This is a genomic window from Oscillospiraceae bacterium MB24-C1 (assembly GCA_030913685.1).
Classification (GTDB): Bacteria; Bacillota; Clostridia; order Oscillospirales; family Ruminococcaceae; genus Yanshouia.
This window is the reverse complement of the sequence record CP133187.1, coordinates 486,636-500,664: the sequence shown is the minus strand read 5'-3', so window position 1 is coordinate 500,664 and position 14,029 is coordinate 486,636. Positions and strand designations below refer to the sequence as shown.

Here is a 14,029-nt window from a genome sequence, read left to right as displayed (position 1 = left end):
ATAAAAATGAAGTCCACGGAGGAACATCACTTGTCAAAGGATCAAATTATTATAAAGGGTGCCAGAGAGCATAATCTGAAAAATATAGACCTCACTATTCCTCGCGATCAGCTCGTGGTGTTTACCGGGCTGTCAGGCTCGGGCAAAAGTTCGCTGGCGTTCGATACGCTCTACGCGGACGGTCAGCGCCGCTATGTTGAAAGTCTCAGTTCCTACGCGCGTCAGTTTTTGGGCCAAATGGAAAAGCCTAACGTCGACAGTATTGAGGGGCTTTCTCCCGCTATTTCAATCGACCAGAAGTCAACCTCCAACAACCCGCGCTCCACGGTGGGTACCGTCACCGAAATTTACGACTATCTGCGCTTGCTTTACGCCAGGATCGGCATTCCGCACTGCCCGATTTGCGGACGTGAAATTTCTCAGCAGACGGTGGATCAAATGGTCGACCGCATACTCACGCTGCCCGAAAAGACTAAGATTCAGGTGATGGCGCCGGTCATCCGCGGGCGCAAGGGCACCCATCAGCAGGAGCTGGATTCGGCGCGCCGTTCGGGCTATGTGCGTGTTCGGGTCGACGGACATATGCATGATCTATCCGAGAATATCACGCTGGAAAAGAACAAAAAGCATACGATAGAGGTAGTCATCGACCGTCTGGTGGTGTCTCCTGCCATTCGTTCACGTCTGGCGGGCTCGATTGAAACGGCACTATCCTTAACCGGCAGTTTGGTGCTTATCGACGTAGTAGATGGGGAGGAACTGTTGTTTTCTCAGAGCTACTCCTGCCCCGAACATGATATTTCTATCGACGACCTTGCACCGCGTATGTTCTCGTTTAACAGTCCGTTTGGCGCCTGTGAGAAATGCACCGGCCTGGGAACCTTTATGAAGGTTGATCCCGACCTTGTGCTGCCAAATAAAAATCTTTCGGTTCGCGAGGGTGCCATCAAAGCCAGCGGCTGGTACTACGCCGAGGGCGGCATCGCCCAAATGTACTATGAGGGGCTGGCCGAGCATTACGGCTTTTCATTAGACGTACCATTTAAAAAGCTACCGAAGTCTGCGCAGGATATCCTGCTTTTCGGCAACAATGGTGAGAAAATCACGGTGCGGCGCGAGACAGGTAGCATGCGCGGGGCATATCATACCGACTTCGAGGGTGTCGTCAACAACCTCGAGCGGCGTTTTCGTGAAACCTCCAGCCAGTGGATGAAAGAAGAGATTGCGAGCTGGATGAGCTCGGTGCTCTGCCCGGATTGCCACGGAGAACGCTTAAAGCCCGTATCACTGGCGGTGATGGTGGGTGGCGTCAACATCAGTCAATTTTCGGCCCTGTCGGTGGCCAAGGCGCTGGAGTTTTTGGATGGTCTTGTGTTGACCGAACGCGAACAAATGATTGCTACCCAGATTCTAAAAGAAATCCGTGAGCGCTTAGGGTTCTTAAAGAGCGTGGGTCTAGAATATCTGACCCTTTCCCGTGCGGCGGGTACACTTTCGGGCGGAGAAAGCCAGCGCATACGCCTTGCTACCCAGATTGGCTCCTACCTCATGGGGGTCCTGTATATTCTGGACGAGCCCTCCATCGGCCTGCACCAACGCGACAATGATAAGCTGATCGCCACGTTGCAGCGACTGCGCGATCTGGGCAACACCGTCATCGTGGTCGAACACGACGAGGATACAATTCGCGCGGCAGATTTCATTGTCGATATCGGCCCGGGGGCTGGCGTTCACGGTGGCAGCGTGGTTTACGCTGGCAATCTCAAGGGCCTGATGAAATGCAAATCGTCCGTCACGGGCAATTATTTGAGCGGACGCGAGAAAATAGCACTCCCCGAGACACGGCGGCAGGGCAATGGCTTACAGCTTGTCATCAAGGGGGCAAATCACAATAACCTGAAAAATATTAATGTGACCATCCCGTTGGGTACACTTACGGCGGTGACCGGCGTTTCGGGTTCGGGAAAAAGCTCGCTGATCAACGAGATTCTCTATAAAAAACTCGCAGGTGAGTTAAACGGCGCGCGCATCAAGCCCGGCAAGCATGAAGAAATTCTGGGGATAGAGGCGCTTGATAAGGTCATCGCCATCGACCAGTCGCCGATTGGGCGCACACCGCGTTCCAACCCCGCAACCTACACCGGTGTGTTTACCGATATCCGCGAGCTGTATGCTTCGACCAATGAAGCAAACCTACGCGGCTATACCGGTGGGCGGTTTTCGTTTAATGTTAAAGGTGGGCGCTGCGAGGCGTGTCAGGGCGACGGTATCATCAAAATAGAAATGCACTTTTTGCCCGATATCTACGTTCCCTGCGAGGTGTGCAAAGGCAAGCGCTACAACCGCGAGACGCTAGAGATTAAGTATAAGGGCAAGAGCATTTACGATATTCTGGAGATGACCGTTGAGGAAGCATTGGGCTTCTTCGAGAACATCCCTAAGATACGTCGGCGCATACAGACGCTTTATGACGTGGGGTTAGGCTATGTCAAACTTGGGCAGCCCGCCACCACGCTTTCGGGTGGTGAGGCGCAGCGTGTCAAGTTGGCAACCGAGCTTTCAAAGCGGCCGACTGGACGGACAATTTACGTGCTGGATGAGCCAACGACGGGGCTGCATACCGACGACGTTCGCAAGCTTGTTGAGGTTTTACAGACGCTGGTGACCGCTGGAAACTCGGTGGTAGTCATCGAGCATAATCTTGACGTTATCAAGGTCGCTGATTATATCGTTGACCTCGGCCCCGAGGGGGGCGACCGCGGCGGCGAGTTGGTGGCCTGTGGCACGCCTGAAGAAATCGCGGCCTGTGAGGCATCCTACACTGGGCGTTATCTAAAAAAGATGCTTTAACATAGGTGTCTTGATCGCATATTTTGTCGCTTTTTATGCCGTTTTATAATAAATTTGTTGCGGTATTATCTTCGTGTTTGTGATGGGATACGGGGCAATGCACGCTGAAGCCCCATGTCGATTTGCGCTGTCGAGTGTTGTACAGAAAAATATTTTATGCTATACTGTTTTAGTTATATTTGACACCGAAAAGGAGTTAATACCGTGAGAGATTCTCTCAGCTTAGAGCTGCCAGACGAGCAGTTTGAAGATTTTATGCTCGCGCGTTCAGCGCAGCTTATACAGGCGCGTTTTGATCACCCTCCGCTGGCATTTGTACACAGTTTTGGATGTCAGCAAAACGTTTCAGACACCGAACACATCAAAGGGTTGTTGGTTAAAATGGGCTTTGGTTTTACCGATAACGCCGACAATGCCGATTTTGTGCTGTTTAACACTTGTGCGGTGCGAGAAACAGCCGAAGATCGCGTGTTCGGCAATGTTGGCGCTTTAAAGAACATTAAACGAGCCCGCCCTGACATGATGATTGCGCTCTGCGGTTGTATGATGCAGCAACAGTCGGTGGCCGACAAAATCAAGAACAGCTTCCCCTATGTTGATATCGTGTTTGGCACTGGTGCGCTGCATCGATTGCCCAGTATGATTGCCGACCGCCTTTCTAAAAACAAACGGGTATTTGACCATGAATCTGCAAAAACTGTAGTGGAGGGCGTTCCGATCGTGCGCGAAGAAGGCATCAAAGCTTGGCTGCCCATCATGCAGGGATGTGACAATTTCTGTTCCTACTGCATAGTACCGCATGTGCGCGGGCGAGAGGTTTCGCGTGTGCCAGAGATGGTAGAAACCGAGGCTAAAGAGATTTTGGCTCAGGGATTTAAAGAAATTACGCTGCTCGGGCAGAATGTCAATTCTTATGGCAAGGGTTTAAATCCACCCTACGATTTTACAGCGCTTTTAAAGCGGTTGGATAAAATCCCCGGGGAATATCGCCTTCGTTTTATGACCTCGCACCCCAAGGATTGCACCTTTGCGCTGATTGATGCTATTGCCGAAAGCGCGCATATCTGCCGTCATATTCATCTGCCGGTGCAAAGTGGCAACGATCGGGTGCTAAAGGCGATGAACCGCCATTATGATATTGCGCATTACCGAGAGCTGATCACCTACGCCAAGCAGCGTATTCCGGGTATCACCTTTTCAAGCGATATCATCGTTGGCTTCCCAGGTGAAACACGAGAGGAGTTTTTGGACACGCTCAACCTTGTCAAAGAGGTGGGTTACAATGCGCTCTTTACCTTTATTTATTCCCGCAGAAGTGGAACCAGCGCTGCAAAAATGCCAGATATTGTCTCAGAAAAAGAAAAATCCGAGTGGTTCCGAGAACTGTTAAAGGTTCAACAGGATATTTGTAGCGAACAAAACCATGCGATGGTCGGTAAAACGCTGCGGGTGTTGATTGATTCTGTGGGCAAAAGCGGGGAAGGCTTTATCGCAGGACGCACTGAAGGTAACGTCATCGTGGAGACAAAGGGCGACCACAGCCTAATCGGTAGCTTTGTGGATATTGAAATCACAGAGGCGATGAACTGGGCCATGGTTGGGACAATTGTATGATAATTTTAGCCGACTTTTAAGGGAAATTATCCCACTGCGCGCCTTGGCGCTCATGGTATAATGGTATAAATATGATTTATGATGAAGGAGTTAAACACATGGATATTATTACAATGGCGCGCGAACTGGGCAAAGCGATTCAGCAGGATGAACTTTATAAAAAGATGAACGAGGCCAGTGCGGCAACCGAGAAATCCGCCGAACTGCAGAGCAAAATCAACGAGTTTTCCGAGCTTCGCCTCCAGCTTAATCAAGAGGTTATGAAGAGCGAGGGCGAGAAGAACGAAGACCTGATCACCGAACTCGATTCCAAGCTGCGCACCCTCTACCAGAGTGTTACCGAGGACCCGGCCATGATGGCTTACAATTCCGCTAAGGCACAGCTGGAGAGTACCTTGAACTTTATTTCTCAGATTATCACCGGCAGCGCCAACGGCCAAGACCCTGACTCAATTGAACAGCAGGCTAGCTGCTCAGGCTCCTGTGGTTCCTGCGGCGGCTGCCACTAAGTCACTGCCGTACCAATAGATTTAATGTGGGCTGTTTTTGCCGCCCGCTAGTTTGTTATTATCTTTTTTGTGTGTCTGGCGGACACGCTGTTGACTGTTGCATGATGCAGACGGTCTTAATTCTCTTGAATTCGGGGTGAAGGACATGGCACCGCTTTCTCCAATGATGCGACAGTACTTTGAGATTAAAGAGCAGCATAAGGATCATATTCTGTTTTTTAGACTGGGCGACTTTTATGAGATGTTTTTTGAGGATGCCCAGATTGCTTCCCGCGAGCTTGAGCTGGTGCTAACCGGCAGAGACTGCGGGCAGACGGAGCGCGCGCCGATGTGCGGCGTACCTTATCACAGTTGTGAAGCGTATATTGCCAGGCTGATCAAAAAGGGGTATAAGGTTGCGATTTGCGAACAGGTTGAAGACCCCAAAGAAGCCAAAGGCGTTGTTAAACGCGAGGTGATTCGTGTTGTCACCCCCGGAACCCTGATCGAAGCGAACATGCTCGATGAGGGGGCTAACAACTATATTGCATCGGTGTACGCAGGTGAAGATGCATTTGGTCTGGCGTTCGCCGATATTTCCACAGGGCAGGTGTTTGTTACGCACCTGCCCTCGGGAGATTTAACAGGGTTAAAGAATGAACTGGCGAGATTTTCGCCTAGTGAAGTTGTTTTTAATGACAGGTTTTTAAATTTTTCAGAGATGGGGGTGTTTTTAAAAGACCGCCTGCGTTGCTGTGCCGATGTGATCTCACAGGAGGCCTACGTGGGTGAAACGCCCAAGGAGCTGATCACAGCTCAGTTTAGCGCGGGGGCTTGCGCGCCGGATGGTGCGGCCGCGGAGCCTGAGACCGCCTGCGCCTTAGGTGGATTGTTGCATTATCTGCATGACACCCAAAAGACGGGCGTAGAGCGTTTGATTGCGCTGGAGCGTTATAATGAAACGCGCTATATGGTGCTGGATGCCACCGCGCGAAGAAATTTGGAACTGACCCAAACCATGCGCAGCGGCGAAAAACGTGGCAGTTTGCTTTGGGTAATTGATAAAACCAAAACTGCGATGGGTAAGCGTCTTCTGCGCCGTTATCTTGAGCAGCCACTTTGTCATCCCGTCATGATTGAAAAGCGTTTAAACGTTGTCTCAGAAATAAAGGATGATACCATGCTGCGGTTGGATTTAACGGAACAGCTCGGCGGTATTTACGATATGGAACGCCTGCTCACCCGTATTGTGTGCGGGGCAACAAACCCCAGAGAGCTGTGCAGCTTTGCAGCGGCGTTGCGGCAGTTACCTAAGGTGATAGCGCTTCTTGGTAATTGCCAATCGCGCTATCTGCGCCAGATTGTGTCGGCTATTGACCCCATGCAGGATATTGAAGCGTTGATTACAAATGCCATCGCCGACGAACCGCCTGTCTCTACCAAAGACGGCTGGTTTTTGCGGGAAGGATTCAACCCCGAACTCGATGAGATACGCGGGCTGTTGACGCATACCAAGGAGTTTCTGGCCAAGATAGAATCAGATGAGCGTGAGCGTACCGGCATCAAAAATCTTAAAATAGGCTATAACAAGGTGTTTGGCTATTACATAGAGATCACCAATTCATATAAATCAATGGCGCCGCCAGAATATATCCGTAAACAGACGCTGGCCAACTGCGAGCGCTATATCACTCAGCAGTTAAAGGAAATTGAAGACAAGATTCTTACCGCCCGTGACCAGCTGATTGTGCTGGAGCTGCGGCTCTATGAAGAACTGCGTCTCCAAATTGCGTCGCAGACTCAACGGATTCAAAAAACCGCTGACGCGATTGCACAACTGGATGTTTTTACTGGATTTGCGACATTAGCTTCTGAAAACAATTACTGCCGTCCGCAAATTACGACAGACGGAGTGATTATGATAGAGGATGGAAGACACCCGGTGGTGGAGCAGATTTTGGGTGCCTCTCAGCGGTTTGTGGCAAACGATTGCCAGCTGGATTTAAACGACAACCGCATCGCCATCATCACTGGCCCCAATATGGCGGGAAAATCCACCTATATCCGCCAGGTGGCCATCATTGTGCTGTTGGCGCAAATCGGATGCTTTGTTCCGGCCAAGTCGGCCTCCATCGGCGTGGTGGATGGCATTTACACCCGTGTTGGCGCCTCTGACGATCTTTCTACCGGGCAGTCGACCTTCATGGTGGAGATGAACGAAGTGGCGCAGATTTTACAAAGTGCAACCCAAAATAGTCTGCTAATATTGGATGAGGTCGGGCGTGGCACATCTACTTTTGATGGTATGAGTATTGCCCGCGCGATGTTGGAGTTTATTGCCGACCGTAAAAAGTTGGGGGCAAAGACGTTGTTTGCTACCCATTATCATGAACTCACTGAGCTTGAACAGTGTCTGCCTTGTGTTAAAAATTACAATACGGCTGTCAAAAAGCGGGGAGACGACATTACATTTTTGCGCCGCATTGTCCCTGGGGCAGTGGACGATAGCTATGGCATCGAAGTTTCCAAGCTGGCGGGCATTCCCGAGTGGATTATCAAGCGTGCGCACGAAATTCTGGCTGATCTTGAAGCGGACAGGCCGGTATCAGAAAACCAAAAGAGTGTAAAGCTTAATAGCTTAACAAATGAAGAATCTCCCCAACTTGTCCTACCGCAGGTCTCCGCATTAGAGACCGCTTTACGTAAACTGGACTTGAACACTCTGACACCGCTTGAAGCGTTAAACAAACTATACGAATTCAAAGCCATGCTTTAAATGATAATTTTGAGGAAAAGAGGTGTTTGCCGTGGGGAAGATTAATGTGCTGCCTGCTACAGTTGCCGAGCTGATAGCTGCGGGAGAGGTTGTAGACCGGCCCGCATCCATTATTAAGGAATTGGTTGAGAACGCGCTTGATGCCGGTGCGACCCGCATATCGGTTGAACTGAAAAACGGCGGAATCACGTATTTGCGTGTGACCGATAACGGCAGCGGAATGACACGCGAGGATGTACCACTCGCATTTATTCGCCATGCTACCAGTAAAATTTCCTCTGAAAGGGATCTCGATTCGATTGGCACGCTGGGTTTTCGTGGCGAGGCGTTGCCCTCAATAGCAGCGGTTAGCCATGTAAAGGTTATTACCCGTACAGCGGACAACCCGATTGGCTGCTGCTATTCCATCACAGCCAATGAGTCACCTGTGCTTGAAGAGATTGGCTGCGCGGTGGGCACCAGCATTGAAGTGCGTGACGTGTTCTATAACACCCCGGCCCGCATGAAATTTTTAAAAAAAGACGCAACCGAAGGAAATGCGGTAGCTTCTTTGATGGACAGGCTGGCGCTGGCTAACCCGGCGGTGGCGCTTGAGTTGATTCGAGATGGAAAACGGGTTCTGAAAACGCCCGGTGACGGCAAGCTTCTGTCGGTTCTACGCGTTGTCTGCGGCGCTGAAGTTGCCGCGGGTATGATCCCGGTATCGCTTAAAAGCGAAGGCGTGTTGATTACAGGGTTGATTTCCCGGCCGAATGTTTCTCGGAGCACCCGTTCTTTGCAAACTTTTTTTATTAATTCACGTTATGTTCGTTCTAAAACTTGCGCTGGCGCAGTGGAAGAGGCCTATAAAAACCGATTGATGGCCGGGCGATTTCCCGCCTGTGTACTGAACCTTGAGGTTGATTTTGATACGGTTGATGTCAATGTTCACCCGGCAAAGTTGGAGGTGCGTTTCTCCAACGAAAGATTGGTTTACAATGCGGTTTATTCCGCCTGTATTGACGCGCTGTCACAACATGAGCATGGACCCGCCGACTTTAAAAAGAAAAAAATAACACCTTTTTCGCTATCAGACTTTGATTATACTGGGCGGCAGGTTTCGTTGCATCAAATCAGCCGCGCGGCGGATAGTCTGGTACCCGCTTTTACCCCGAGGGCCGACAGCGTCGCGCCGAAGACGAAGGTGATTTCTGGGGTGTATACACCGCCTGTTGCTCACGTTTCTGAAGCCACCAACATTTTAGAGTTACATGACGATACCCAGCTTGATTCGTTGAGCCTGAAACGGAAAGTGGAATATCCACCTGTTTCGGCTTCTGTAAAAAACACATTGATTGATATTGAAAAAACCGAGCCAGAGAAGATGAATATTACGGTGAATACCGTTGTTCCGCCGATTCCGCAGCAATATACAGCGACGCGTGACAACAACGATATTTCGCCTAAAGCTGTACCAACTACCGCAAAAGTGCTTGCAGACCAATCGCCACAACCCGAGACCGACTATTGTCCGGAGCCCGAGACAGATTTAGCGGCACAGCCGCAGCCTTATCGCATCATCGGTGAGTTGTTTGACACCTATATTCTGGTGGAGCAAGCCGGGCAGTTTATTATGATTGACAAGCACGCCGCGCATGAGCGGTATATTTACAACGGTATTAAGCATCTTGAAGAATCGACCGACCGCCAGATTTTTTTAACACCACAGGCGATAACGCTGCCGCGTGATGAATATTTTGCACTCACAGAGCATCCCGAAGCGCTGAAGACGCTGGGGATTGTGGCTGAGGATTTTGGCGAGGGCACATTGCTAGTGCGCGAGATACCGATGCTTTTAGATGGCTTTTCGGTTTCTGGGCTGCTTGGTGAGGTGGCCAAGGCACTGCTCATAAAGAAAAACAGCGTAACACCACAAATGCTTGACGAACTGTTATATTCAGTTTCTTGTCGGGCTGCCGTCATGGCAGGCAAACGATCTTCGTTGCCTGAAATGTCGCTTATTGCTGACATGGTGTTGGGCAAAGAACAAATTCGTCACTGCCCGCACGGCAGACCGGTTCTGGTAACTTATACACAACGTGAGGTGGAAAAGCTCTTTGGCAGAATTGGATAACGTATTAAATAAAATTCCTATAGTCGCGGTGGTGGGCCCGACGGCTTCTGGCAAGACCAAGCTAGGTGTCGATATTGCGTTAAAATTTAATGGTGAGGTTGTCTCTGCTGATTCGATGCAAATTTATCAGGGGATGGCGATTGCCACCGCCAAGCCGACCTTGGCGGAAATGCGGGGCGTGCCGCACCACCTGATCGACTTTTTGCCACCTGAACAGGGCTATAGCGTTGCCCGATATGTCGAGGATGCCCAAGCATCCATTACGGATATTACATCGCGTGGCAAGTTGCCGGTGCTGGTTGGCGGAACAGGACTTTACGTCGACGCCCTTTTGGGGGGCATTCGGTTTGCGAAAGAACCGGGCACACCCGAGATTCGTGCACAACTTTACGATCAGGCGGCACAGCTCGGCAACGAAGCGATGCACGCCATGCTCACACAAATTGACCCGCAATATGCCGCGGGCCTGCATCCAAATAATCTAGGACGGGTGCTGCGGGCGATAGAGCTCTACCGTGCCACCGGCAAAACGATGAGCGAACAGCAAAAAAATTCGCGCGAAAAGCCTTCGGATTATGCCCCCATTATGTTGGGTTTAAATTTTTCCGACCGTGCGCAGCTTTATGAGCGTATCAACGGCCGTGTAGATACGATGCTCGAACAAGGTCTCATCGAAGAGGTGCAGGCGTTTTATAAAGCGCACAGCCCCAAAACGGCGGCGCAGGCGATCGGCTGCAAAGAGTTTTTAGGTTATCTAAGCGGTGAAAAAACACTGGAGCAATGCACGGAAGACCTCAAGCGCGAGACCCGGCGCTATGCTAAGCGTCAGTTGACATGGTTTAAACGCAACACACAGATATCTTGGCTGAATCACGATGAATTTGACAGTTATCAGGCGTTGCTAGACCATGCCTGTCGCATCGTTTTAGATGGACCTTCTCGCCGATAATTTTAAAGAAGGGATGATGGTGTAAATGAACAGTCGACTGACCGGCATGCTACTTTCGACCGTGATGATACTGTTTGTCGCTTCTTACAGCATTTACACCGGCGTTCGTTATTTTTATTCGCCCTACCAGACGGAAACGGTTTTCAGCTATACCGTTTCGGATTATTACCGGGCCAAGGCTGTGGTCATACGCAACGAGCAGCTGCTTTCGCAGCAGTTGGATGCAACCGGTGTACTCAGTTATGTTAAGCCCGACGGCGCTGTGGTTATTCCTGGCTCGGTGATTGCCAAGGTCTATACCGATGCATCTCAGCTGCGCAGTCAGTTACAGATGGATCATCTGGATAGCGAAATTGCTCTGCTTAGCGAAGCGCAGCAAACCTCCGCCCGTCTTTTAGGTGCAGATATGCTAAGTGGGCAGGTCAACGACACGGTGGGTAATATTGTCGACGCCACTATCAGACGCGACATTGCGGATATTTATGATGCCCGCAACCGACTGCAGCTGCTTCTGGGTAAATATCGTATTTCCACTGGGCGGGACGAGAATTATACCGAACGAATTGCCTATTTACAACAGGAAAAAAAACGTCTGATGTCCGAGTTTTCGCAGCCTATTAAAAGCGTTGCTATCGACGCCGATGGCTATTTTTGTTCGACGGCCGACGGGTACGAAACGCTCTTGACCACCAACTTTGAGGCACTTTCCATCGACGACTATAGGCGCGCGATCAACGGCACAATGAGGCCGGAGCGCACCAACACTATCGGCAAAGTGCAGCAGGGGCACGACTGGTATCTCGCGCTTGTGGCTGAAAAGAATGATGTTAAACGTTTTGTTGTGGGCACCATGATTAACTTAGATTTTAACATTCAGGGCTGCAATGATATTCCCGCTTCGGTTTACCGTGTGATTCCTGATGAAAGCGGAGATGCCGTCGTCATTCTCAAAACGAATTATATCAACACCATGCTTATCAATTTGCGGCGGACGGATGTTGATGTCAACTTTAACTCCTACACTGGTTTACGAATCAGTAAACAGGCGTTGCGCTATGAGGGGCAGACCGAGGGTGTCTATGTCAAAAACGGCAATCTCATTACTTTTAAACCTATAGAACGTATTTACACTAGCGAAAATTTTGTGTTGTGCACCACACCTTCGTCAAACGAAGAGGATACCGGCTATGAACCGATAAATCAATTCGATGAAGTGGTTGTAAAGGGGACGGATATCTATGATGGAAAAATCGTCTGACATAAGAGAAAATGCCAAGATTTTAATGGAGCGGATTGCACTGGCTGCACAAGCTGCACACCGCAATCCTTCGGACATTCGACTGATGGCAGTCACAAAGACCAACAGCGCGCAGCGGGTGAACGAGGCTATTGCCGCGGGGATCACGCTACTGGGTGAAAACCGTGCGCAGGAGCTTTTAAAAAAATATGACGATTATGAAAAAGCGAATTGCGAAATCCATTTTATTGGTCATTTACAGACCAATAAGGTCAAGGCGATAATTGACAAGGTTTCGCTAATTCAATCGGTTGATAGATTGTCCTTGGCCGAGAAAATTGACCGCTGTGCTAAAGAAGCCGAACGCGTAATGTCAGTACTCGTTGAGGTGAACATTGGGGGCGAGGCGACAAAGTCGGGTGTAGCGCCTCAAATGCTTCCTGATTTGTTGGCTCAAATGGCCGGTTTCTCCAATATTAAAGTCAAAGGATTGATGTGCATTCCGCCAAAAGTGACGGATGATCTGACAAAAGAGCAATATTTTGCGCAGATGTATCGCCATTTTATTGACATTAGGGCCAAAAAAATGGATAATGTCTGTATGGATATTCTATCTATGGGAATGTCATATGATTTTCCGCTTGCAATCAAGCATGGAAGCAATATTGTCCGAATAGGCCGGGAGCTGTTCGGAGAAAGACTGTGAGGGATGTTTAACAATGGGTATGATGGATAAATTCCGCAGTTTTATGGGAATGCCCGATGATGACGACTATGATGATGACTATGATTATGGAAAAGAGAGCGAGACCGATTATGCCGCTCATAAACGTGCAGCAAAGGAGGATCCTATTGCTGACAACCCCTACGCGGGTGAAACTGAAATGATGAAACGTTCAAACAAGGTAGTTAATATTGCGGCTACCACCCAGCTTTCAGTGGTGTTGGTCAAGCCCGAGCGCTTTGACGACGCATCTTCTATTGCCGACCACCTAAATGACAAGCGTACTGTCGTGCTCAATCTCGAGTCGACCAACAAAGATGTGTCGCGCCGTCTTGTCGACTTTTTAAGCGGCGTGGCTTATGCCAATCAGGGGCAGATCAAGCGCGTGGCAAACAGCACCTTTATCATAACGCCCTATAACGTAGATTTTGTGGGCGATTTGCTGGACGAGCTTGAAAGCAACGGTGTATATTTCTAAATGAAGCGCCGTTTTGACTCGATCATCGAGGAATCCGACCGCATACTGCTTTCGCGGTTGACCGATTTGTGTGATTTGGCCGATAAGCGGGGCAAGCCTTGCTTTTCAGCTTTTCTCAATGAGCATGAGCAGGCGCTGACCGAACAATATGGGCTTTTAAATGCCAGTGAAGTGCGCTGCTTTTTTCAGGGTGGCTTTGAAGACGCGCAACGGCGCGTGTTTTGTGCGGTTGCACCTGACTATGCCGATTGCATTTCTCTTGACGAAACCGATTATCCTTTTACAGCTTTGACCATCCTATTTCCAAAGGGCTACACTGTTTCACATCGGGACGTGCTAGGGTCGTTGATGGCTTTAAGGATTAAACGTGAGGCAGTCGGCGACATTTTGGTCGGAGACTGCCTCGCCGTTGTGTTTTTGTTGAATGCCGCGGCTGAATTGGCCCTGTCCGAACTTGAAAAGATTGGCAACATCGGGGTGGAATGTAGGGTGGGTAAACCGCAAGTGTTGCCACCTGCCTTCAAAACCGAAACATGCACCGGCATTGTCAGTGCCATGCGGCTTGACGCCGTCGTTGCGGTGCTCACCGGCACCAGCAGAGCTGACAGTGTCCGCTTGATTACGCAGGGCTGTGTCCAGAATAATGCGCAGACGCAGTCTTCCGTCTCCAAAGAGATCAAAGAGGGCGACAAGCTTTCTATACGTGGCTTTGGAAAATTTGTGATCTCAGCTATTGGTAGTCCCACTAAAAAAGGGAGACTTCATATCACGTACCTGAAATATGTTTAAGGGGGAAAACG

General features: G+C 49.9%; 10 protein-coding genes. All 10 read left to right on the top strand.

Annotated features, from left to right (window positions below; all coding sequences use genetic code 11):
* Window positions 1–30 precede the first annotated feature (30 nt).
* The 10 genes from uvrA (at window position 31) to RBH76_02445 (ending at window position 14,018) form a co-directional block, all read left to right on the top strand.
* Window positions 31–2,850 (top strand): excinuclease ABC subunit UvrA, encoded by a 2,820-nt coding sequence (gene uvrA / locus RBH76_02490; protein WMJ84308.1) that lies wholly within the window; start codon window positions 31–33, stop codon window positions 2,848–2,850.
* 204 nt (window positions 2,851–3,054) lie between these two features.
* Window positions 3,055–4,464, top strand: coding sequence for a tRNA (N6-isopentenyl adenosine(37)-C2)-methylthiotransferase MiaB (gene miaB, locus RBH76_02485; protein ID WMJ84307.1), 1,410 nt, complete (start codon window positions 3,055–3,057; stop codon window positions 4,462–4,464).
* Window positions 4,465–4,562: 98 nt separating this feature from the next.
* A complete protein-coding gene (locus tag RBH76_02480) occupies window positions 4,563–4,973 on the top strand; it encodes a YlbF family regulator (GenBank protein WMJ84306.1) in 411 nt (136 codons plus the stop codon).
* Window positions 4,974–5,118: 145 nt separating this feature from the next.
* Window positions 5,119–7,728 carry a DNA mismatch repair protein MutS gene (gene mutS, locus RBH76_02475; GenBank protein ID WMJ84305.1) on the top strand — a complete coding sequence of 870 codons (2,610 nt, stop codon included), beginning with the start codon at window positions 5,119–5,121 and terminating at the stop codon, window positions 7,726–7,728.
* Between the two features lie 31 nt (window positions 7,729–7,759).
* A complete protein-coding gene (mutL, locus tag RBH76_02470) occupies window positions 7,760–9,841 on the top strand; it encodes a DNA mismatch repair endonuclease MutL (GenBank protein ID WMJ84304.1) in 2,082 nt (693 codons plus the stop codon).
* Complete coding sequence (miaA, locus tag RBH76_02465; GenBank protein WMJ84303.1) at window positions 9,825–10,790, top strand: tRNA (adenosine(37)-N6)-dimethylallyltransferase MiaA; 966 nt, start codon at window positions 9,825–9,827, stop codon at window positions 10,788–10,790. The genes mutL and miaA overlap by 17 nt, the downstream gene beginning before the upstream one ends.
* A 25-nt stretch (window positions 10,791–10,815) precedes the next feature.
* Window positions 10,816–12,048: an HlyD family efflux transporter periplasmic adaptor subunit gene (locus RBH76_02460; protein WMJ84302.1), complete on the top strand. Its 1,233-nt coding sequence runs from the start codon at window positions 10,816–10,818 to the stop codon at window positions 12,046–12,048.
* Entirely contained in the window at window positions 12,029–12,733 is a 705-nt protein-coding gene (locus tag RBH76_02455) for a YggS family pyridoxal phosphate-dependent enzyme (protein WMJ84301.1), read from the top strand. Before RBH76_02460 ends, RBH76_02455 begins: the two co-directional genes overlap by 20 nt.
* A 13-nt stretch (window positions 12,734–12,746) precedes the next feature.
* Window positions 12,747–13,229, top strand: a complete 483-nt coding sequence (locus RBH76_02450) for a cell division protein SepF (GenBank protein WMJ84300.1) — start codon at window positions 12,747–12,749, stop codon at window positions 13,227–13,229.
* Complete coding sequence (locus tag RBH76_02445) at window positions 13,230–14,018, top strand: YlmH/Sll1252 family protein (protein ID WMJ84299.1); 789 nt, start codon at window positions 13,230–13,232, stop codon at window positions 14,016–14,018.
* Window positions 14,019–14,029 lie beyond the last annotated feature (11 nt).